General features: G+C 71.4%; 21 protein-coding genes and 1 pseudogene. 13 read left to right on the top strand and 9 right to left on the bottom strand.

Features of this window, described 5'->3' with window-relative positions; genetic code table 11:
- Positions 1 to 22: 22 nt before the first annotated feature.
- Positions 23 to 682 carry a peptidylprolyl isomerase gene (locus tag OOJ98_RS12535; RefSeq protein ID WP_267054725.1) on the bottom strand — a complete coding sequence of 220 codons (660 nt, stop codon included), beginning with the start codon at positions 680 to 682 and terminating at the stop codon, positions 23 to 25.
- Positions 683 to 967: 285 nt separating this feature from the next.
- Between OOJ98_RS12535 and OOJ98_RS12530 the strand changes: the two genes are divergently transcribed.
- The 6 genes from OOJ98_RS12530 to OOJ98_RS12505 all read left to right on the top strand — a co-directional run bounded on the left by OOJ98_RS12530 (position 968) and on the right by OOJ98_RS12505 (position 8,575).
- Positions 968 to 1,357 (top strand): SH3 domain-containing protein, encoded by a 390-nt coding sequence (locus OOJ98_RS12530; RefSeq protein WP_267054724.1) that lies wholly within the window; start codon positions 968 to 970, stop codon positions 1,355 to 1,357.
- A gap of 334 nt (positions 1,358 to 1,691) precedes the next feature.
- Positions 1,692 to 3,383, top strand: a complete 1,692-nt coding sequence (locus tag OOJ98_RS12525; protein ID WP_267054723.1) for a TIGR03767 family metallophosphoesterase — start codon at positions 1,692 to 1,694, stop codon at positions 3,381 to 3,383.
- Positions 3,384 to 3,635: 252 nt separating this feature from the next.
- Positions 3,636 to 5,165: an FAD-dependent oxidoreductase gene (locus OOJ98_RS12520; RefSeq protein ID WP_267054722.1), complete on the top strand. Its 1,530-nt coding sequence runs from the start codon at positions 3,636 to 3,638 to the stop codon at positions 5,163 to 5,165.
- Between the two features lie 250 nt (positions 5,166 to 5,415).
- Positions 5,416 to 5,916 carry a histidine kinase gene (locus tag OOJ98_RS12515; protein ID WP_267054721.1) on the top strand — a complete coding sequence of 167 codons (501 nt, stop codon included), beginning with the start codon at positions 5,416 to 5,418 and terminating at the stop codon, positions 5,914 to 5,916.
- A gap of 777 nt (positions 5,917 to 6,693) precedes the next feature.
- Positions 6,694 to 7,869 carry an alanine--tRNA ligase-related protein gene (locus tag OOJ98_RS12510; protein ID WP_267054720.1) on the top strand — a complete coding sequence of 392 codons (1,176 nt, stop codon included), beginning with the start codon at positions 6,694 to 6,696 and terminating at the stop codon, positions 7,867 to 7,869.
- Positions 7,870 to 7,954: 85 nt separating this feature from the next.
- Entirely contained in the window at positions 7,955 to 8,575 is a 621-nt protein-coding gene (locus OOJ98_RS12505) for an L-threonylcarbamoyladenylate synthase (protein WP_267054719.1), read from the top strand.
- Between the two features lie 48 nt (positions 8,576 to 8,623).
- Here OOJ98_RS12505 and OOJ98_RS12500 read toward each other — a convergent pair whose 3' ends face one another.
- A complete protein-coding gene (locus OOJ98_RS12500) occupies positions 8,624 to 8,842 on the bottom strand; it encodes a ferredoxin (RefSeq protein WP_323177889.1) in 219 nt (72 codons plus the stop codon).
- A 5-nt stretch (positions 8,843 to 8,847) separates the two neighbouring features.
- Positions 8,848 to 10,038, bottom strand: coding sequence for a cytochrome P450 (locus tag OOJ98_RS12495; protein ID WP_267054718.1), 1,191 nt, complete (start codon positions 10,036 to 10,038; stop codon positions 8,848 to 8,850).
- 111 nt (positions 10,039 to 10,149) lie between these two features.
- On the opposite strand from OOJ98_RS12495, the gene OOJ98_RS12490 reads away from it, so the two are divergent.
- Positions 10,150 to 10,749 carry a TetR/AcrR family transcriptional regulator gene (locus tag OOJ98_RS12490; RefSeq protein ID WP_267054717.1) on the top strand — a complete coding sequence of 200 codons (600 nt, stop codon included), beginning with the start codon at positions 10,150 to 10,152 and terminating at the stop codon, positions 10,747 to 10,749.
- 156 nt (positions 10,750 to 10,905) lie between these two features.
- Here OOJ98_RS12490 and OOJ98_RS12485 read toward each other — a convergent pair whose 3' ends face one another.
- Both OOJ98_RS12485 and OOJ98_RS12480 read right to left on the bottom strand, forming a co-directional pair.
- Entirely contained in the window at positions 10,906 to 11,097 is a 192-nt protein-coding gene (locus OOJ98_RS12485) for a ferredoxin (RefSeq protein WP_267054716.1), read from the bottom strand.
- A gap of 20 nt (positions 11,098 to 11,117) precedes the next feature.
- Entirely contained in the window at positions 11,118 to 12,341 is a 1,224-nt protein-coding gene (locus tag OOJ98_RS12480; RefSeq protein ID WP_267054715.1) for a cytochrome P450, read from the bottom strand.
- Between the two features lie 122 nt (positions 12,342 to 12,463).
- Between OOJ98_RS12480 and OOJ98_RS12475 the strand changes: the two genes are divergently transcribed.
- On the top strand, positions 12,464 to 13,141 hold the full coding sequence (locus OOJ98_RS12475; RefSeq protein WP_267054714.1) for a TetR/AcrR family transcriptional regulator: 678 nt from the start codon (positions 12,464 to 12,466) through the stop codon (positions 13,139 to 13,141).
- 67 nt (positions 13,142 to 13,208) lie between these two features.
- Here the strand turns inward: OOJ98_RS12475 and OOJ98_RS12470 are convergent, their stop codons facing one another.
- A complete protein-coding gene (locus OOJ98_RS12470; protein WP_267054713.1) occupies positions 13,209 to 14,012 on the bottom strand; it encodes a DUF305 domain-containing protein in 804 nt (267 codons plus the stop codon).
- Between the two features lie 98 nt (positions 14,013 to 14,110).
- A complete protein-coding gene (locus OOJ98_RS12465; RefSeq protein ID WP_267054712.1) occupies positions 14,111 to 14,587 on the bottom strand; it encodes a hypothetical protein in 477 nt (158 codons plus the stop codon).
- Positions 14,588 to 14,864: 277 nt separating this feature from the next.
- Between OOJ98_RS12465 and OOJ98_RS12460 the strand changes: the two genes are divergently transcribed.
- The 4 genes and pseudogenes from OOJ98_RS12460 to OOJ98_RS12445 all read left to right on the top strand — a co-directional run.
- Complete coding sequence (locus tag OOJ98_RS12460; protein WP_267054711.1) at positions 14,865 to 15,782, top strand: MurR/RpiR family transcriptional regulator; 918 nt, start codon at positions 14,865 to 14,867, stop codon at positions 15,780 to 15,782.
- Between the two features lie 342 nt (positions 15,783 to 16,124).
- A complete protein-coding gene (locus OOJ98_RS12455) occupies positions 16,125 to 16,535 on the top strand; it encodes a hypothetical protein (protein ID WP_267054710.1) in 411 nt (136 codons plus the stop codon).
- Positions 16,536 to 16,693: 158 nt separating this feature from the next.
- A complete protein-coding gene (locus OOJ98_RS12450; RefSeq protein WP_267054709.1) occupies positions 16,694 to 16,867 on the top strand; it encodes a hypothetical protein in 174 nt (57 codons plus the stop codon).
- Positions 16,868 to 17,115: 248 nt separating this feature from the next.
- Positions 17,116 to 17,376: pseudogene (locus OOJ98_RS12445) on the top strand (MFS transporter); the annotation flags it as partial.
- 124 nt (positions 17,377 to 17,500) lie between these two features.
- Here the strand turns inward: OOJ98_RS12445 and OOJ98_RS12440 are convergent.
- Positions 17,501 to 18,457 carry a maleylpyruvate isomerase family mycothiol-dependent enzyme gene (locus tag OOJ98_RS12440; RefSeq protein ID WP_267054708.1) on the bottom strand — a complete coding sequence of 319 codons (957 nt, stop codon included), beginning with the start codon at positions 18,455 to 18,457 and terminating at the stop codon, positions 17,501 to 17,503.
- A 226-nt stretch (positions 18,458 to 18,683) separates the two neighbouring features.
- Here OOJ98_RS12440 and OOJ98_RS12435 point away from each other — a divergent pair, with 226 nt between their 5' ends.
- Positions 18,684 to 19,907 (top strand): PP2C family protein-serine/threonine phosphatase, encoded by a 1,224-nt coding sequence (locus OOJ98_RS12435; RefSeq protein ID WP_267054707.1) that lies wholly within the window; start codon positions 18,684 to 18,686, stop codon positions 19,905 to 19,907.
- A 46-nt stretch (positions 19,908 to 19,953) separates the two neighbouring features.
- On the opposite strand, the gene OOJ98_RS12430 is transcribed toward OOJ98_RS12435, so the two are convergent.
- Positions 19,954 to 20,292, bottom strand: coding sequence for a co-chaperone YbbN (locus OOJ98_RS12430; protein WP_267054706.1), 339 nt, complete (start codon positions 20,290 to 20,292; stop codon positions 19,954 to 19,956).
- Positions 20,293 to 20,323 lie beyond the last annotated feature (31 nt).

Raw genomic sequence — 20,323 nt, 5'->3', positions numbered from 1 at the left:
CAGTCCTTCTTGATCATCTTGATTACCCCTTCTTGATCTGCACGCGCTTGATGTTCACGGGCAGCGTGGGGAAGCCGTCGCCCGGCCCGTTCTGGTCGTCCTCACCACCCGCCGCGATCTTCTGCAGGACGTCGAGCCCCGCCGTGACCGTGCCGAACGGGGTGTAGGCGGGCGACAGTTTGGTGTCCTTCCACACGAAGAAGAACTGGCTTCCATTGGTGTTGGGGCCCGCGTTGGCCATGGCGACCGTCCCGGCCGGATAGGTCGCCCCGGTCAGGTTCTCGTCCGGGAAGGAGTAGCCGGGTCCTCCGCTGCCCGTGCCGGTCGGGTCGCCGCACTGCAGCACATACAGCCGCGCGGTGGTGAGCCGGTGGCAGTGCGTGCCGTTGAAGTAGTTCTTCTCCGCGAGGAACCGGAAGGAGTTGGTGGTGCACGGCGCCTTGTCGGTCAGCGCCTTGAAGGTGATGGCGCCCTGGCCGGTGCGCAGCGTGGCCTTGAAGGGACGGGCCGCCTTGGCCGGGTCGAACGTCGGAATCCCCTTGTAGTTGTCGGCGGGCACCGCCGGAGTGTAGGCGCAGCCGCCGGCCGTCGGTGCGGGCGTGGTGGCCGCGCCGGCCTGGGTTGCCGTGGCGAGCGGGATGAGGACGACAGCGGCGAGCAACGCACCTTTTCTACGGAGCACTTGACGGCATCCTTCCGAAGCGAGTGAGCGTGACATGGCCGCATCATTCCTTCCCGGCGGCCGGTGCGCCATGCCGCCTCGGGTGGCGCCCGGTGCCACACGGCCCCCGCGGGGCCGGACCGCCGCACGCACACCCCCACACACCCGCGGGAGTCCGACCACACCTCCCTTGATCACATCAACTGCCATACACACTAAGGAAGTTCTTCGTCCGCGATGGAACGGATCGCCACGATCCCCTGTCCTACAGGGCGCACCACCCAAAGGGAATGAAAGGGGAACAGCGTGTACGTATCTGGCATGCGCAGGGCCGTCGTCGCGGGCGCCGTCGCAGCACTCGCGGGTTCGGGGATCCTGCTCGCCGCGGGCGGGGCGTCCGCGGCGGCGCCGACGGCCGACGGCGCTCCGGCCGCGCAGACGGCCGGCACCGCACCGGCGGCGGCGCCCACGGGCCGCGTCGTGGCCAACGGCGGTCTCTGGGTCCACCAGGAGGCGAACACCACCTCCAAGCGGCTCACCCTGCTGCCCAACGGCACCATCACCGCGCTCCAGTGCAAGAAGAACGGCCAGGACGTGGGCGGCAACAAGCTCTGGTACCGGCTCGGCGCCGGCAAGTCCGGCTGGGTCGCGGCACGTTACGTGCAGAACCTGGCGCCCGTGCCGTACTGCAAGTGAGCTGACCGTATACGTCAACGGCCGCCCGACCAGCGGCCGTTGACGTGTGTCCCGGCGACACAGCCGGCCTCCTCGGAGGGCGCGGACCCTCCCTGTTCGGCGGCACCGCCCCACCCGCTCCGGGCAATCCGCCGGGAATTCACGGCGATCCGCGCACTGCGCCGCCGCCCCCTTTTTGTTTCCCCCAAGTTTCCCCCCAGCCCCTGTACATCCGGCTACCCACCAGTAGTGTGTGCCCGCGCGGCGCGCTCGAAGGCCGCCGCGCCATCGACTGTCAGTGTCACCAGGGGGATCGCACATGCGCGGGATGAGCCGGCGTCAGTTCGTTGCCAGGATGTCCGCCGCGGCCGCGGGGGCCGCACTGTGGTCGGCGACGGCGCAGGACCGCGCCATGGCGGTGACCGCGGCGCGGGCCGTACGCCTCGGCGGAACCACGCTGGAGCAGGCCGCCACGCCCGTCGGCACCGGCGCGTACAAGCGCCTGGTCTCGGGCCCCGGCTGGCCGCTCGTGGTCCGCGGCGAACTGGCCGGCGCCGGCGCGGGCCGGGACGACCGCCGCACCGGGCTCGCCTCCTTCGTACAGTTCACCGATCTGCACCTCGCGGACACCGAGTCGCCGGTACGTTTCGAGTACCTGGCCCAGTACAACGACAGCGCCCACCGCCCGCAGGAAGCCCTCACGGTGCGTGGCGCGTCGTCGCTGGTCGAGCGGGTCAACGCGGTGCGCCAAGGACCGTACACCGGACTGCCGTTCAGCACGGTGATGGCGACCGGTGACAACACCGACAACCACGAACTCATCGAACTCGACTGGTACTTGACCGTCATGAGCGGCGGCCGGGTCACCCCGAGCAGTGGTGACGCCACACGGTACGAGGGCGTGCAGAACTCCGGGAGCGCGTCCTACTGGAACCCCGAACTGTCCTTCCAGGACACCTACAAGGCCAAGGGCCTCCCGCAGATCCCGGGCTTCCTCTCGGGCGCGACCCGCGCCTTCGACGCCCCCGGGCTCGACGTCCCCTGGTACACGACGGTCGGCAACCACGACGACAGCATCGAGGGCAGCCTGCCCGACCTCGGCCTGCTCAACGATCTGTACACCGGTGACCGGAAGATCGAGGGCTGCGACGACGCAACCGCGGCCAAGCTCGCCGCCGCCCTGCGCCACGACCCGGCGCAGGCGGTGCTCCTGCTCGGCACGCTGCTCGGCAACGGCGGGGCGATACGCAAGGTGACCCCGGACGAGCGGCGCCGCCCGTTCACCCCGGCCGAGTTCGCCAAGGCGCACCTGAATCCGGCGTACGCCGGTGCCGGACCCGTCGGCCACGGCTTCACCTCCGACGCCGCCCACAGCGGTCACCTGTACTACACGTTCCCGCTGGCGGACGGTGTGCTCGGCATCAGCCTGGACACCACCAACAGGGCGGGTTTCGCGGACGGTTCGCTCGGCACCGCCCAGCTCAACTGGCTCGAATCGGTCCTGAAGTCGCACAGCGGCCACTGGTACGACACCGACGGGCATGTGGTGCGCGGCGGTTCGGGCGACTCGCTCATCGTCCTGTTCAGCCACCACACGAGCACCACCATGGGCAACCTGCTGCCCGACCCGTACCACCCCTTCGAGGGCCGTCACGACGGCAACGCGCTCGTCTCGCTGCTCCAGCGCTACCCCAACGTGGTGGCCTGGGTGAACGGCCACACCCACGAGAACCGGATCACCCCGCACGCCCACGCCGTTCCCGAGCGCGCCTTCTGGGAGATCAACACCGCGTCCCACGTGGACTTTCCGCAGCACGCACGGATCATCGAGATCGCGGACAACGGCGACGGCACGCTCTCGCTCTTCACGACGCTCATCGAGTCGGCCGCGCCCTACACGACGGACTTCGGCGACACCTCCGACCGTGGACTCGCCGCGCTCTACCGCGAGTTGTCGTACAACGACCCCTACGGCACGCCGGCCGCCAGGCTGGGCGCCTCCGTCGACCACAACACCGAGCTGCTCCTGGCCCATCCGGCCAAGTAGCCCCACGGCACACGGGCCCGCACCGCATAGGTCCGCACCACACGGGTCCACACCACAAGGGTTCGCACCACCGGCCCGCGTCGTCCACCGCACCGCTCGATCGGCCCCGCCCGGGGACCGGTCGGGCGGTGCGTCGTCTCCGGGCTGTCGGTGGCGTGTCGGGGGCTGTCGGCCGGCTGTCGGCCGGGGGCGGCACCGTGGAGACGTCAGGCCGGGTGCTCGCCCGGCTGTCGGTTGGTGGAGGGGATCGCCATGTATGACGTAGTGATTGTGGGTGCCGGCCCTGTGGGTCTGTTCCTCGCCTGCGAGCTCGGCCTCGCGGGCTGTTCCGTCCTGGTGCTGGAGCGCGAGCACGAGTCCGGCTCCCCGCTCAAGGCGAAGCCCCTCGGTCTGCGGGGTCTGTCCGCGGCATCGGCCGAGGCGTTCCACCGGCGCGGTCTGCTGGACCGGCTGCTGACGGAATCGGGCGGTCCCCAGGGCCCCGGCACCGGAGTCGCCCCGGGCACCGCCGCGCCCTCGTGGCAGCCGAGGCGCGGCGGCGGCCACTTCGCGGGCATGATGCTCGATTCCGCGCTGATCGACCCGGCCGCCCTGCCGCACCGGCTGCCCACCCCGGCGACGGGCCCCGTGCTGACCCACCTGGAAGCGGTCGAGACGGTGCTGTCGGAGCAGGCCGCCCGGCTCGGCGTGGAGGTCCGGTACGGCGTCACGGTCTCCGGCATCGACCAGGACGGCGAGGGCGTCGTCGCACGGGCCGGTGAGCACGCGTACGCGGCGCGCTGGCTCGTCGGCTGCGACGGCGGACGCAGTACGGTGCGCGGGCTCGCCGGATTCCACTTCACCGGCACGGAACCGCAGTTCACCGGCTATTCCATGGACGCCACGGTGGCCGAGCCCGAGCAGCTCGGCTTCGGATTCACCCTGACGCCGAGGGGCATGTACCTCCAGATCTCGCCGGGGCACATCGGCATGATGGACTTCGACGGCGGCGCCTTCGACCGCACGCGTCCACCCACCCGCGAGCATCTCCAAGCGGTGCTGCGCCACATATCCGGCACCGACGTCACCCTGAGCGATGTCCGTCTCGCCTCCAGCTACACCGACCGGGCGATGCAGACGACGGCCTACCGCCAAGGGCGCGTCCTGCTCGCGGGGGACGCGGCCCACATCCATTCCCCGCTCGGCGGACAGGGCCTCAACCTGGGCATCGGGGACGCCGTGAACCTCGGGTGGAAGCTCGCGGCGACCGTGCACAAGCACGCGCCGGAGGGGCTGCTCGACACGTACGCCCACGAGCGGCTCCCCATCGGCGCGGCCGTCCTCGACTGGTCGCGCGCCCAGGTCGCCGTCATGCGGCCCGGCCCCTACGCCCAGGCGCTCCAGGATGTGGTGCGCAACCTGATCGGGACCCCGGACGGAGCGACCTATGTGTCCCAGCGCCTGTCGGGAACGTGGGTGCGCTACGACCTCGGCGACGAGCACCCCCTCGTCGGCCTCGGCGCCCCCGAGTTCCGCCTCGGGGACGGTACGCACCTCGCCGATCTGACGCGGCACGGACAGGGCGTCGTGCTCGACTTCAGCGCCGACGGGCGCCTGCGCGATGCGGCGCAGGGCTGGGAGAGCCGACTGCGGTACGCGGCGGGCCCGGCCGAGAACGACCTCGGCCTCGGCGCGGTCCTTGTCAGGCCGGACGGCGTGGTCGCGTGGGCCGGCGATCGCGTCCCCGACCGGGAGGCCTTCGAGCAGGCGGCAGAGCGGTGGTTCGGCGGCCCGGAAAGCTGAGGGGTCAACGACATGGGCCGGCACTCGCCGGCCCGGGGGCTATGTGATCCCCGCGGAGGAGTTCGGGGCGGGGTACGACCGGCTGACCACTCCCTCGCCGGGGCCCGCACCGAGCCGATCCTGATCGAGCCGTTCCTGTTGCCGATCGCGGCGCCGCCCGACGGCCGTGCCCGCCTGGCGGAACCGCGGTGGGGGCGGTCCACTGGGAGAGCCCCGTGCCGTGTGCCCTGCAACGAGGAGTGGATCTGCGATGGCGGAGACTCACCATGTTCTGCTGATCTCGTTCACCCGTCCCGAGCAGTGCCGTGCGGCCTACGAGGAGGCGGTCTCGCTGCCGGGGCTGCGTCAGGCGGCGGTCCTGGAGCGGTCCGCGGAGGGCGTCCTGGATGTGCCGGAGAACCATGTGCGGGGTGCGGGGGTGCCCACGGTGGGCGGTGGGCTGGTCGGCGGCCTCGTGGGGCTGCTGGGCGGGCCGATCGGCGTGCTCCTGGGCAGCGCGGCGGGGGCCGCCCTGGCCAACGCGGCGGAGAACCGTCAGCTCATGGAGGGCGGAGCCGGCCTGATCATGCTGAGCGGCAGGATCGAGGACGGGGCGTCCATGCTGGTCGTGGATCTGCACGAGTCGTCGCAGGAGCCCGCCGACGAGCTGGCCCGACGTTACGGCGGCAGCCTGGAGCGCCTGCCCGCTCACGAGTTCGCCGCGCAGGTCGAGGCGGCGGAGCGGGCCGCGGAAGGCGACGGTACGACTTGAGCCGGCGGGCTCACCCGAGCCGGGTCACCTGGGACCGCCTTCCCCGCCTTCCCCAAGTCGAGTGCACAGCAAGGAAGTTGGCGCACACACCGGCTCATCGCACTTCGGGGCGCCGCACACCGCGCTCCGCCGGGTTCCTCGGCGGCACCGTCCGCCGGGCGTCCAGAATGCGCCTGTACACACGCTCCGGCCGCTGCGATGGTGAGACGTAACGGACGGGGTTCACCCTCTCGGACCTGTACGGGTGGCCTCGACCGTTCGGCAGTCTGCGTGCCCCACATGCTCCCGGTGGGCAGATCGATCCGGCAGGGCAACCGCGGGAGTTCTTGGCTGCTGCGCCGCCACTGGGAAGGCGCCCGGCGGGGTGGGACGGCGCGCTCCCTGGTACTCCCCCCATCAGGAAGCGCCACCCCCTCGCCGGGTCGCCCCCCGGCCGACGCCGGGCGTGGACCGCCGCCGGCCCGCGCCCGCCCACCGCCACCCGCGTGATCTCCCCGTCGCCGCGGCGCGCGTGATGTCGCCCACCCGAACCGCAAACTCGCGTGCGCTCGCATGACCAGCGCGTTACCGTGGACGGCATGAAGGTCATCATCTGTATCGGCACCTCGACCGCGCGAGCGACCAGCTCGCCGGTTGCCGCCGCCTGACCTCATCCCCCACTCCCCGGCGACCGGAAACGGCCCGCCGGTGGATCGTCGGACTCTCCTTCCGGGTTCCTGTTCGCATCCCGCGCCGCGGTCCCTTTCCGGCTGCCCCGCAGCGAAGGAATCCGCAGTCATGAACACCGACCACATCGTCCGCACGTTCGTCGAGTACTTCCAGGACCGGGGCCACCGGCGCATCACGGGGTCGACGCTCCTGTCACCGCCCGGTGATTCCGTCCTGTTCACCACCGCCGGCATGCATCCGCTCACCCCCTATCTGGAGGGGCGGCCCCACCCGCTCGGCCGCCGCCTGGTCAATGTGCAGCGCTGTCTGCGCACCACCGACCTGGACGAGGTCGGCGACTCCAGCCATCTGACGGTCTTCGAGATGCTCGGCACCTGGTCGCTCGGAGACTACGGCGGCTCGCAGAGCATCGACTGGGGCCACGACCTGCTCGTCAACGGATTCGGAGTGGATCCGCGGCTGCTGTACGCCACGGTGTTCGGCGGCGACGAGCGGTCCGGTCCGGACACCGACTCGCTGCGCACCTGGGAGGAGCGCGGGGTGCCGGTGGAGCTGACCACCGACGAGAACTGGTGGTCCAACGGGCCGACCGGGCCGTGCGGTCCCGATACGGAGATCTTCGTAAGGACGGGAGAGGGCCCGCCGCGCTCGACCCCGACCGGTGACGACCGGTGGGTGGAGGTGTGGAACCACGTGATGATGCGTCACCGCCGCGGCGACGACGGGAGCCTCGGCCTGCTGCCCCGGCCGAACGTCGACACCGGGCTCGGCCTGGAGCGGCTCGTCGCCGTCCTCCAGGGCAAGAGGTCGGTCTTCGAAACCGACCTGTTCGAGCCGTGGACGCGTACGGTGCCGTCGCTGTGGCCGCTGGACGAACCGTCGCTGCGCCTGGTCTGCGACCACCTGCGGTCGGGCATCGTCGTGATCGGCGACGGTGTCCTGCCGTCCAACACGGGGCGCGGGTACGTCCTGCGACGCCTGATCCGGCGCGCCCTCACCACCCTGTGGCGGGACGATCCGTCCCGCACGCTCGGCGATCTGCCCAGGGAACTGTTCCAGCACACCCTGGACCACTTCGGGCAGAGCGAGCCCGGCGGCCGGGTCCGTGAGGTGTTCCTGGACGAGGAGCACCGCTTCACCCGGCTGCTCGAACGCGGTCGTCGCATCCTGTCCCGGCCCCGCTTCTCCACCCCGCTCGACGAGGAGGACTACAGCTACCTGCACGACACCCACGGCCTGCCCCGTGACCTCGTACGCGGCCTGCGCGGGGGCACCCCGGGGTGAGGTCCGGCAGCGGGGGCGGGGCCGGCGCCAGGCCCCGCCCCCTTCGGAACGGGCCGCCGGCCGGCCGGGACCTTAGACTCGGCGAATGGCAAAGTACTTCGACGTGCACCCCGAGAACCCCCAGCGGCGCACCATCAGCAGCGTGGCGGACAGCATCCGTTCCGGCGCGCTCGTCGCCTACCCGACCGATTCCTGCTACGCGTTGGGCTGTCAGCTGGGCAGCCGCGACGGCATCGACCGGATCCGGTCCATCCGCTCTCTCGACGACCGTCACCACTTCACCCTGGTGTGCCAGAACTTTGCCCAGCTGGGTCAGTTCGTGCAGATCGACAACGATGTGTTCCGCGCGATCAAGGCGGCCACGCCGGGCAGTTACACGTTCATCCTGCCCGCGACGCGGGAGGTGCCGCGGCAGTTGCTGCACCCGAAGAAGAAGACGGTCGGCGTGCGCATCCCCGACCACGCCGTCGCCCAGGCGCTCCTCGCCGAGCTCGGTGAACCCCTGCTCTCCAGCACCCTGCTGCTGCCCGACGAGGAGGAGCCGATGACGCAGGGCTGGGAGATCAAGGAGCGCCTCGACCACGTGGTGGACGCCGTACTGGACTCCGGGGACTGCGGCACCGAGCCGACGACCGTCCTCGACTTCTCCAGCGGCGAGCTGGAGATCGTACGCCGGGGAGCGGGCGACACCTCACGCTTCGAGTAGCCGCCCGCGTCCCCGGCGCTCGTCCGGTCGCCTCCGGCCGCCGGGGTTTCAGTCGCGGCGGGGGCCGATGACCGCGCTGCCCTCGTGCACGGTGATCGCCTGGGCGGGGCAGGCGTCGGCGACGTCGAGGATCCGGTCGTCCGGCTCGATGCCGTCGGGCAGCACCCGTGCGTGCTCACCGTCCAGCGCGAAGACGTCGGGTGCGGCGCCGGCACACATGCCCGAGGCCATGCAGAGCTGCGGATCCACGCGTACGGTCCAGGTCACGGCGCTCACCACGCGACCGGCATGACGCGCGGTCCCCGCACCAGCATCTCGGACTTCCAGGTCACATCGCCCGCCAGTTTGAGGCCGGGGAAGCGGATGATGAGCGCGCTCAGCGCCTCCTGGAGCTCCAGCCGGGCCAGCGGGGCGCCCAGGCAGTGGTGCACGCCGTGGCCGAACCCGAGGTGCTGATTGCCCTCGCGGGCGATGTCGAGCACGCCGGGTGCGGTGAAGCGCAGCGCGTCCCGGTTGGCGGCGCCGGTCGCGACCAGGACCGGGGTGCCGGCCCGCACCAGGGTGCCGCCCACCTCGACGTCCTCGGTGGCGTACCGGGGCTGGCTCGCCCCGCTGCCCAGGGGGACGAAGCGCAGCAGCTCCTCCACCGCGTTGGCGACGAGATCCGGCCTGGCGCGCAGTCGGGCCAGCTGGTCGGGGTGTTCGAGCAGGGTGAGGGTGAAGTTGGGGATCTGGGACGCGGTGGTCTCGTGCCCCGCCACCAGGACGGCCACGCACAGGTCGACGAGTTCCAGCTCGGAGAGGCGGTCGCCGCCGTCGCGGGCCTCGATGAGCGCGGTCATCAGGTCGTCCCGCGGTTCCTGGCGGTGCAGGGCGATCAACTCGCCCATGTAGGCCCGCAGTTCCTCGCGGTTCGCCTCGAACTCGGCGGCGGTGAGTGAGCTGGTGGACAGGGCCGCGTCGCTCCACACCCGAAAGCGCGGGCGGTCCTCGGTGGGCACGCCGAGCAGTCGGCAGATGACCGCCACGGGCAGCGGAAGGGCGTAGGTGTCCACGAGGTCGGCGGGCGGACCCGCCGCTTCCAGGTCGTCGAGCAGGCTCGCGGTGAGTTCGCGCACCTGCGGGCGGAGCTTCTCCGCCTGGCGGACGGTGAACGCCCGCGCCACCAGGGAACGCAGCCGGGTGTGATCGGGCGGATCCATGCCGAGGATCCCGCTGTTCGTACGCCCTTCGGACTGCCGGGGCTCGTCGTGGAGGGCCCCTTCGGCCCGGCTGAACCGCTGGTCGCCGAGGACGAGCCGGGCGTCCGCGTACCGGGTGACGAGCCAGGCGGACTCGCCGTAGGGCATCTGCACCCGTAACAGGCCGGGCAGTTCGCGTACGCGCTCATAGGCGTCGGCGAGTTGGATGCCGTCGGAGGTGTTGAAGGGGTAGGCGAGGGGTGCGGTATCGGCTGTCGTCACTGTGGCCTCCCAGATGTAAGCAGCTGCTTACAACCGTAGGCCTGCCCGTGAGGGCGGTCAACGGCGCATTGTGGCCGTTATCCTGACGGGCCGTCTGAGAGGATCCGTCCCATGGATCAAGCCCCCGATGCGCCCCCCGGAGAGCGCCGCCGTGATGCCGGAGCCACCCGGCGGCGGCTGCTCGACGCCGCCCGTGACCTGTTCGCGGAGCGCGGCTACGAAGGGACGACGGTCCGCGACATCGCGGAGCGGGCCGGGGCCAACCAGGCTTTGCTCTTCCGGTACTTCGGTTCCAAACAGGGCCTGCTCACCGAGGTCGTCGCCCAGGGTGGCCTGGAACAGCTGCACGCCACACCGCCGGAGGAGCTCTTCGAGACGGCCCTGCGTTCGATGCTGACCAGCAGCGCGGCAGGGACCGGGGACCGCTCGCTGGAGGTCTACCTGCGGTCGATAGGGCGCGGCGACGAGGCGACCGGGACCCTGCGGGAGCTGGGCGAGCAGTACCAGAGCGCTCTTGCCGCGCTGTCCGGGGCCAAGGACGGGGCCCTGCGCGCGGATCTGGCCATGGCCTGGCTGCTCGGCATCGGCCTCATGCGGACCGTCGTCGCGCGCGAGCCGCTGGCGAGCGCGGATCCGGACACCGTCTGTCGCCTCGTGGTCGACGCCCTCGACCACCTGTGGGCCGCGCCCTCCGTGACCGATCCGCTGTGACGCCGCGCTCCGGACAAGGTGCTCGCTCCTTCGGCCAACGCGCTTGCGCGGCGCGGGAGATGGCCGGGCCGGGCCGCTGGGGGGGCGTACGGCACCGGACCGGTCCCGCGCCTGATGAGGCGGGGGCCGGTCCGGTGGGGCCGCGGGACGGTCGCGTCATTCGGTGATGCGGACCGCCCCCGACGGACAGAGGTTGCCGGCCTGGCGGGCCGCGGCCTGCTGCGCCTGGCCGGGATCGGGGGTGACCACGTCGACGAGGCCGTCGTCGTCCTGGTCGAAGACGTCGGGCGCGGTCAGCGCGCACAGGCCGGCGCCGACACAGACGTCCCGGTCCGCTGAGACCCGCATGGGTCCTCCTTTCCGCTCGGTCACCAGGTGACCGGGAGTTCGTTGACGCCCTGGATCGTCGTGCCCGGACGCAGCGTCAGCTGCTCCACGGGGACGGCCAGGCGCAGGGTCGGAATGCGGTCGAACAACACGGTGAGGATGACTTCGAGTTCGAGGCGGGCCAGGTTCTGGCCCAGGCACTGGTGCACCCCGTACCCGAAGGAGAGGTGGTGGCGTGCCGAGCGGTGCAGATCGAGACGGTCCGGGTCCTCGAACACCGAACTGTCGCGGTTGGCGATGGAGTTGGTGACGATCACTCCTTCACCGGCCCGGATGAGCTGACCGTCGATCTCGATGTCGGCGGTGGCGATGCGGCCGCCCGCGATGTCCGCGATGGCCAGGACGCGCAGCAGTTCCTCGACCGCTCCGGGCACGAGGGACGGGTCGGCGCGCAGGGCGGCGTGCTGGTCGGGGTGTTCGAGCAGGGTGATGACGCTGAGCGAGGTCATCGAGGCCGTGGTCTCATGACCGGCGACGAGCAGCAGCAGGGCGGTGGAGATCAGCTCCGCGCGGTCGATCTCGCCGTCCGCCAGCTGGTGGGTGACCAGTTTGCCGAGGAGCCCGGTCCCGGGTTCGGACTCCAGCTTGGTGATCAGCCCGTCCAGGTAGCGCTCGAAGTCGTCCCGGGCGGCGACGGCACTGTCGGCGTCCACCGCCTGCACCAGGCGCTTGCTCGCGTCCTGGAAGAACTCGTGGTCGGCGTAGGGGACGCCGAGCATATGGCAGATCACCATGGACGGGACGGGCAGGGCGAACTGGCTGACCAGATCGGCGGTGGGTCCCGCGGCGAGCATGTCGTCGATGAAGCCGTGCACGATGCGTTCGACGTCCGGGCGCATGCCCTTGATGCGCTTCACGGTGAACTCGCTGATCGTCATGCGGCGACGCGTCCCGTGCTCGGGGGGATCCATCCCGATGAACGCGGGGCTGCCCTGCCGGAACGCCTTGAAGCGTGGCGAGGTGGCGGGGAAGTCGGCGTGCAGGCGGTCGGATGACAGCCGGGGGTCCGCGAGTAACCGCCGCGCCGCCTCGTGCTTGGTCACCACCCAGGCGCGGCGGCCGTCGTAGAGCGTCACCGGGCGCAGCGCATCCGGCTCGTCCCTCAACCGACTGTAGGCCGTGGGTAGTTGGTAGGGACATGTGCGGTCCGCCGGGAAGGCCGGTGCCTCCTGCGACGTGAGGAATGTGGTGGCTTTCTCTGTCATCTCGGTCATCGAAACCCTCGAAACCTCAGACGTTAAAGAACGGACTGTTCTCTAAGTTGGAGGCTAGGCTGTCCACCCGGAAGAACGCAACGGCCCCTATGCGACAGACACGGGAGGCAGGGGTGCCCAACAGTGCCGAACCGGCCACGGAACCGGCCACCGAACCACCCCTTGACCACCGCAAAGGCCCGCGTCGTCGCGGCGAGGAACTGGAAAGCGCCATTCTGCTGGCGACTTTGGACGAGCTCGGCGAGGTGGGTTACGCCTCGCTCACCATGGAGCGGGTGGCGGTCCGGGCCCGCACGGGAAAGGCGGCGGTCTACCGCAGGTGGCCGAGCCGGGCCCAACTCGTGGTCGACGCCTGCCGGTTGGGGAAGATCTCCGAGGTCGACCTCCCCGATACCGGCGAACTGCGCGGCGACGTCCTGGTCCTGCTGCGGCAGATGGCGGTCAACATGGCCAGTCCGCTCGGCGGCATCATGCGCGGACTGCTCGCGGAGATGACCCGCGACGCCGAACTTGCCGAGCTGATCCGGCAGCGGATCCACACCGTGCGGCCCTCGACGGTCCAGATCGTGCTGGAACGAGCCGTCGAGCGGGGGGAGGTGGAGCCGTGGGTGCTGACGTCGCGTCGGGCCACGGTCGCGACCGACCTGCTGCGCAATCAGTTCCTGCTGTTCGGCGCGCCCGTGGAGGACGACTTCATCACCGAGATCGTCGACGACGTGTACCTGCCATTGCTCCTGAGCCCGCCCCCTCGCCGCCGCCCCACGGCACCTGTGCCGGAGGACGGCGACTAGGAGCCGGGGGCGGGCGGGTGCCGACCCTCGCCGGGGCCAGGGGCGGCACCCGCGTCCGCGCCGTCCGCTACTTCAGGCGGGCGACGATCTTGTTCATCTGCTCGATCTCGGCGTTCTGCGCGGCGATGACGTTGCCGGCGAGCCGCTTGGCATCCGCGTTGTCGCCGTTCTTCTGCTCGTCCTTGGCCATGGCGACCGCGCCCTGGTGATGGCCGATCATCAGCTGCGAGAACTTCCGGTCGAAGTCCTTGCCCTTGGCGGCGGCGAGGTCACGCATGTCCTGGTCGGACATCATGCCGGGCATGGCGGACCCGGCGCCCGAGCCGTGGTTCATCCCCGGCATGTCCCCCATCGAGGACGAGGCCGACGGCGAGGCCGACGACGAAGCGGACGGCGAGGAGTGGGGGGACGACGGGAGCGGCTTGCCCCACGCCTTCAGCCAGCCCTTCATGGTGTCGATCTCGGGGTCCTGGGCCTTCTCGATCGCGGTGGCCAGGTCCTTGACCTCCGCGTCGGCCGCACGCCCCTCGGCGAGCCGTGCCATCTCCAGGGCCTGTTGGTGGTGCGGGATCATCTGCTGGGCGAACGCCACATCCGCGGCGTTGAACGGGCCGGCACCTTCCCCGGCGCCGGACGACGATGTGGTGGCCGGGCCGTGGTGCATACCCGGTGTCGCGGAGTCGCCGGACCCGGAGCCGCCGGAGGAACCGCAGGCCGACAGGGTCAGCGCGAGAGCGGCGACGGTGCCGACGGCGGCGAGGGCGCTACGGCGGCCGAAGCCGCGGGAGGCCGCGGCGAGGGGCACGGCGGGGACACGGGTGGCGGTGGGGGCGTCGTCGTGCCTGGGGGGCACGGTGTGGGAAGCGAACATCGTGAGGCTCATTCCAGGTGGGCGCGCCACTCCTCGGGCGCGCGGACGGACGGTACGCAGAGCCGGTCCGGCACGGGGCCGGGCCGGACAAGCCCGTGTCACGTCCGGGCGACGCACACCTGGAGGAGCAGACCTCTGCCGCCGAGTGGCGGTCCACGCCGGGCCGCCCGGAGCGCGGTGCGGGGCCCGGCGAGCCCCCGCCCCACCAGGACCACCAGTCCGAGGAGGGCGAGAAGACCGGTGGCGGCGAGCGGCAACCGCTCGCGGGCCGGGGTGGACACACACAGTTCCCCGGTCGCCCCCGCGGCGACGGGCGCGACACGGTGTCCGGGAAGCCCGGCCCGGACAGCGGACACGCCGGCGACGGCGGTGCCGTCGGTGCCGTCGGTGGGCGCCGACATGGGTGCGTGCCCCATGTCCGGGGGCACGGCCATGGGGGCCGGCAGGGCCGCCTCGCCGTGACAGCCGGCCGCCGCACTCGCGGGTGCGCCGTGCATGGAGAACAGCCCGAACAGGACGGCACACAGCACGGCCAGCCGGGAGAGCCCGGTCCTGCCCGTGTGCCTCCGGTTCACTGCCCCGCCCTCTCCACTCGTAGCCACTCGTCGCCGCTCGTAGCCACTCGTGCGACTGTCGCGTTCCGGCCCGACCATACCCCCACCGGGTTTACCTGCTGGGGACCCACGTCCCGGCGTGGTCCCATCGGAGGATCCTCCCGAGCGGCACGGCCCACACCCCCGCCAGGGCTGTGCGCTCGGCCGAAGTAACCAGGTCAGTGGAGGAATTTGGGCCGGTCCGGCGCAGGGGTGAGCTATGTTTTGAGCACACATGGCATGAGAAGGAGGCCCGCCGGTGTCATCGGGGCAGCAGGTACGCGCCCAGTCGGCTGCGATCACGCCGAGCGGGCAGTCCGCGGACCACGAGCGCGTTCCGGCGGACCGGGTACGCGCCCTGTTCGACGGCCGTCGCCTCTCCCCCGGCCAGCGGCGCATCGCCCAGTATCTCATCGACCACCTCACCGACGCGGCCTTCCTCTCGATCACCGATCTCGCGGAACGGGTGGGGGTGAGCCAGCCGTCCGTGACGCGCTTCGCCTCCTCGCTCGGCTACAGCGGCTATCCCGCCCTGCGCGAGGCGCTGCAGCCGATCGCCCTGAGCGCGGTCGCCGGCACACCCGAGGGGCGTGAGGAGAGCCGGCACAACGAGCTCCAGGCGGCCGTGGACGCCGAGATCGAGAATCTGGAGAACGTGCGGCGCCTCGTCGCCAACACCAACCAGGTCCTGGAGATCGGCCGCGAGCTGGCCCTCTCGGTGCCGCTGACCGTCCTCGGCCTGCGGATCTCGGTGTCCCTCGCCGAATACTTCGCGTACGCGGCCCGGCGCATCCACCCCGATGTGCGTCTGGTGACGCGCGGCGGCAGCGTCGCCTACGACGCGTTGCTGCAGTCCCGGTCGGCGGGCGGGACCTGGGTACTGGCGTTCGCCATGCCGCGGCACGCCAAAGAGACGCTGGCGGCACTGCGGGCCGCCCGCAGTGCCGGGCTGCGCATCGCCCTGGTCACGGACACCACCCTCGGCCCGCTCGTCGAAGAAGCCGATGTGGCGCTGACCGCTGGCACGGGCTCGCGCCTCGTGTTCGACTCGTACGCGGCGCCGGGCGTGCTCGCCGCGGCCATCCTGCAGGCGATGGCGGACGCGGACCCGGAGCGCACGCAGGCGCGGCTCGAAGAGTACGAGCAGGCCGCCGACAAACACGGTTTCTTCCTCTAGCCGGGCCATCAGCCTTCCGATTCTTCCCCGAGAGCCGGATTCGCCCCCTCAGACCTCAGGATCTTCACACCTGAACAGCGCATGAATTTTTTCATACCCTTGTTTACTCAACGGTATATATGTTTACTGAGCCGAGGCGGACATCGATCCCCCCGAGCCAAGAAGAGCGACCCCCAGTCCCTCTGTGAACGAACATCCCGCGTGACGCCCCCCCTCCTCACGTCGCGCCGGATGTCCGATCCAGGCAGTCGGATCCGATGGCCCGCCCGTGGCGGCCCCGGCTAACCCCTGAGCCGGGGCCGCCCATCACCTCTCGATCAGAGTCGGCACCCACCGGAAGCGATGATCATGCCTCCTACGGCCCCCACCACCACGCTGAGCCCGGACTGGCCCTGTCAGGTAAAACCGCCCGGGAGCCGTGACTGGGAACGCACCGCCACACGCTGGCTGCGCGACCTGCTGCCGGCCCGCTACGCCGGCTACTCCCCCCTCGTACGCCACCATGTGCTGCTCGCACGGCACGCCCAGATCCAGGTGCAGCACGAGATACGCGCGGTGCGTGTGGCGCTCCAGACCAGCCGGGCCGAACTGCCCACCCTGGGCGTGGCCCCGGCCGTCATCGAGAACACCATCAGGATGTACGCGATGGAGCTGGAGCAGCTGGGCCGGCTGGCCCGCGGTGTCCGGCTCGTCATGGAGGCCCTCGTCGACGACGGCCTACCGCCCCGCAGGTCGCCCGCGCAGCGCAGGTGACAGGCCGGGCGGAGGTGGCGAGCGGGCCAGCGGGCGGTCCCGACCGCCGTGCGCCCGGGACCCGTTGACGCCGGGCCCCACCCGACATGCGATCTACGGGGCCGCGTGCAAGCGTGGAGGTGGCTCAATCCCGACCTGCCCACCAGGGGGCGACCACCATGAGCAAGAAGCAGACCCGCCAGAACCGGGGAGCGCGCACCGGCGGCCACGATCGCAGCGCCAACCCCGAGACCAACGAGCAGCCGAAGACCTCCAGCCCCGACGCTCCGGAGCGAGCGCACCCCATGTCCGAGGTCTCGCACAAGCACCCGCGGAAGTTCGGACACAACTGACCGCCGAAGAAGCTCCGTTGGCACATCCCCGTTGGGACATGAGGGCTCGGCTCGCCATGGTGTCGTCGGCCAGGGCGTCGTCGGCCAGGGTTCGCGAGAACACGACATGACCCCGGGGATGTGCGGGTGGTGTCGCGAACCCGCCGGAGATCGCCCGTCCGCGTTGGTGGAGTGGGGGCAACACCATGTGTTGCCCCCACACAGGACGGGATCATGCCCACCGCAACCGCCTCCGCCCGGGGGCCGGATACGGGGCGGTGCCGGTCTGCTCGCAGACATGGTTTTCGGAGGCCGCCCCCGCGTCACCGGAGGCGTCCTCCGTCCTGTTCACCGCCTCGTTCCAGGCGACCTTCTCCATCGGGGCACTGCTCGGAGGGGCCGTGCTCGACCGGTCGTCGCCTTCGACCCTCATAGTGACGGGCGGTGCGACCGCCACCCTCACCGTGCTTGCGGTGTGGGCCCACCACGCCAGGAAGGTGAAGTGGCCGGCTCCTTCCCTGCCGGGCTGAGCCCACCGCCGGGCACCCGGACGGCGCTCCCTCACGGGGTGGGCTCTGCGGCCCGTCGTCACGGGGTGGGCTCTGTGGCCCGTTCTCAGAACGCGTGACATGCGCCGGGGCGCGTCAGGGCGCGTCAGAACGCGGAGTTCTCCACCCAGCGCCCCAGCAGGGCGTCGTCCCCGGACGTCGTGATCGCCTGGGCGGTGAGGTCGAGACGTCCGTACAGGAAGAGCAGCAGGTCGGCGGCGGTCCCCTCGACGGTGGCGTCCGCGTGACGGGTGTCGGCCGCGTCGGCCGGGCTCGGGTCGAGCCCGAAGCCGTCGGGGCGCAGCCGGACCAGCCAGTCGCCCGCCCGGTCGGCGCAACGGAAACGAATGCTCTGGTCCGCGCCGCGCAGCTGAGCGGTCTTGGGCGCGAAGGACGCGGCGAAGGGCAGGTTGACCAGGAACTCGTCCACTCCGTCGGCGGCGAGGGCCGGGTCGATGACCGGCCGCAGGCCGAGGGCGAGTTCGGCGTCGACGCGGTGCACCAGCGTCTCGAACAGCATGCGCCGCACCCAGAACCGGGCATGAGCATCCGCGCCCCACACCCACATCGGGGCGTCCAGGGTGGTGTCGGCGAACACGTGGTCCGCCACCTGCGCACTGGCGGTCAGCCAGGCGGGGTAGCCGTCGTCGGTCGACGGCAGATCGAGATCCGTGTCCCGGCTGAGGGGCCGTTCCTGGACTCCCTTCCGCAGCAGGCCGGAGAACATGCGCTGCACGCTTCCGGTGTGCCGGATCAGGTCGACGAGGGACCAGCCGGGACAGCTCGGTACCGGTGTCGCCAGGTCGGCCCCCTCGACGGCCGTCACGAATCGGGCGGTCTCGGTCAGTACCGCCGCGCAGTGGATCGCCGGCTCGGACACCCACCGGGGGTCGAGGGAGGTGCCGGCGCCGCCGCCCGCGTTCGTGTCCGTGTCCGCTCCTCCCCCGGCCCCGGTGGTCGCGCCGCCGCCCATGGCGCCACCCGCACGCTCGGCCGCGGCCCTGTCCATGTCGTCGCCCCTGTCGTCGCCCATACGCCCGTCCACACCGTTGTCCCTGTCCATTGGCTGCACTCTTCCTCGTCCTGCCTGCTCGGTCCGGCGGCCCGGCCCACCGGACCGAGGCCCGGTCGTGGTTCCGGTGGCCCGTAAGTGGGGTGGTGGCCGCCCTGTTCAGTCTGCGCCGAGGGCTGCGGCCTCATGGACGCGGGTCGCCCGTGGCGCGCGGTGAGCGTGGCGCATGCGGCCACGCCAGCGGCGCCAGGGGCACGGTCCGGTGTATGCAGGAGTGATGGATCTTCAGGCACCGCGTGCCGTCCGACCCCGCTCCCTGACGCCGCAGCACGCACTGTCCGCGGTGCCCTTCGCGATGATCGTGCTCGTCAGCGTCGGCGACCTCCTGGCTCCGCCCGATGTGCACCTCGGCCCGTTCCTGGCCGCGGCCCCCGCGGTGGCGGCGTCGTTCGCCGGACCGCGCACCACCGCGTTCATCGGCGCGGTCGCCGTGCTGGCGCAGGTGATCGTCGCGATGGTGCGCGGCAGCGTCACCGACCTCAACCACAGCTTCCAGATCATCACGCTGCTCCTGATCTCGGTGTTCGTGACCTTCTTCGCCCATCTGCGCGAGGTGCACGAGAAGGAGCTGGTGCAGCTGCGTTCGGTCGCCGAAGCCGCGCAGCTGGTGGTGCTGCGGCCGTTGCGCGAACGCGTGGGGCCGTTGCGTGTGGCGAGCGTCTACATGGCCGCCGCGGCAGAGGCACAGATCGGCGGTGACCTGTACGCGGCGGCGCGCACCGCCCATGGCACCCGGCTCATCATCGGTGACGTACGGGGGAAGGGACTGGAGGCGGTGGGGGACGCGGCTCTCGTGCTGGGCGCGTTCCGCGCCGCGGCCCACCAGGAGGCCGATCTGCCGTCGCTCGCCGCCTACCTCGAACGGGCGGTGGCCCCGGATCTGGACGGGTCCCAGGCACAGGGGCCGTTCTCCGAGGGCGAGGGTGGGTTCGACACCCATGGCGAGGGTGACACCAGTGTGGGATACCGCTCCGACGATCCCGGCGAGGCGTTCATCACGGCGGCCCTGCTCGACATTCCCGACACAGGGCAGGCGCTACGGCTGGTGAACTGTGGCCACCCTCCGCCGCTGCTCCTGCGCGGCAACCGGGTCATCCCGCTGGAGGTGGACCAGCCGGCTCCGCCCCTGGGCCTTGTGAGCCTGGCACCGTCCCAACTCCTCGCCGAGAGCTTCCCGTTCGAGCCCGGCGACATCCTGTTGCTCTACACCGACGGTGTCCTCGAAGCCCGCGACGCGCACGGCGGCTTCTACCCTCTGGCGGAGCGCGCCGCCGCCTGGAACGGCACCGGGCCGCACGCCCTGCTGCGCCATCTGCGCGACGACCTCCTCGCCCACACTCCCGCCGGGTCGCTGGGCGACGACGCCGCCATGGTGGCGATCGAGCGCCTCCGCCCACCCGCCGATCCAGCCCCGGCCGCTCCGCCCCCTCCGTCCGTCTGAGCAACGCGACTCGACGCCCGCGGGGGCGCCTGAAACAGTCGGCGGCTCAGAGCCCGGCGTCCAGGAACGCCGTCAGCGCCGCCCGGTCCATCGGGCCGGTGGCGGTGGCCGCCGCCTCACCGTCCTTGATCAGGACGATGGTGGGCGCGCCCGTGACGCCGTAGCGCAGTACGGGCTCCGGGCAGCGGGTGATGTCGGCCTTGACCACGGTCAGGCGCGCCGCGTATGCCTCGGCCACATCGGCCACGACCGGTTCCATCGCCTTGCACGCTTCGACGGCCTTCGGCCACGTCCCGCAGAAGTAGGCGAGCACCGGGCCGTCGGCCATCGCGAGGATGAAGGCGAATTCTTCGCTCTCCCGTGGCTGGTGAACCCTGCGGGCCATGACGCTCCTCGTGGTCTGATGCGTGGTGTTC

The sequence above is a fragment of the Streptomyces sp. NBC_00083 genome, assembly GCF_026343295.1.
Taxonomy (GTDB): Bacteria; Actinomycetota; Actinomycetes; order Streptomycetales; family Streptomycetaceae; genus Streptomyces.
This window is presented reverse-complemented; position numbering and strand designations above follow the sequence as displayed.

Coding starts and splice junctions, on each gene's coding strand:
- OOJ98_RS12525 (WP_267054723.1), top strand. CDS start 1,692: ATGTCCGCCGCGGCCGCGGGGGCCGCACTGTGGTCGGCGACGGCGCAG.
- OOJ98_RS12520 (WP_267054722.1), top strand. CDS start 3,636: ATGTATGACGTAGTGATTGTGGGTGCCGGCCCTGTGGGTCTGTTCCTC.
- OOJ98_RS12515 (WP_267054721.1), top strand. CDS start 5,416: ATGGCGGAGACTCACCATGTTCTGCTGATCTCGTTCACCCGTCCCGAG.
- OOJ98_RS12510 (WP_267054720.1), top strand. CDS start 6,694: ATGAACACCGACCACATCGTCCGCACGTTCGTCGAGTACTTCCAGGAC.
- OOJ98_RS12505 (WP_267054719.1), top strand. CDS start 7,955: ATGGCAAAGTACTTCGACGTGCACCCCGAGAACCCCCAGCGGCGCACC.
- OOJ98_RS12490 (WP_267054717.1), top strand. CDS start 10,150: ATGGATCAAGCCCCCGATGCGCCCCCCGGAGAGCGCCGCCGTGATGCC.
- OOJ98_RS12485 (WP_267054716.1), bottom strand. CDS start 11,097: ATGCGGGTCTCAGCGGACCGGGACGTCTGTGTCGGCGCCGGCCTGTGC.
- OOJ98_RS12480 (WP_267054715.1), bottom strand. CDS start 12,341: ATGACAGAGAAAGCCACCACATTCCTCACGTCGCAGGAGGCACCGGCC.
- OOJ98_RS12470 (WP_267054713.1), bottom strand. CDS start 14,012: ATGTTCGCTTCCCACACCGTGCCCCCCAGGCACGACGACGCCCCCACC.
- OOJ98_RS12455 (WP_267054710.1), top strand. CDS start 16,125: ATGATCATGCCTCCTACGGCCCCCACCACCACGCTGAGCCCGGACTGG.
- OOJ98_RS12450 (WP_267054709.1), top strand. CDS start 16,694: ATGAGCAAGAAGCAGACCCGCCAGAACCGGGGAGCGCGCACCGGCGGC.
- OOJ98_RS12440 (WP_267054708.1), bottom strand. CDS start 18,457: ATGGACAGGGACAACGGTGTGGACGGGCGTATGGGCGACGACAGGGGC.
- OOJ98_RS12435 (WP_267054707.1), top strand. CDS start 18,684: ATGGATCTTCAGGCACCGCGTGCCGTCCGACCCCGCTCCCTGACGCCG.
- OOJ98_RS12430 (WP_267054706.1), bottom strand. CDS start 20,292: ATGGCCCGCAGGGTTCACCAGCCACGGGAGAGCGAAGAATTCGCCTTC.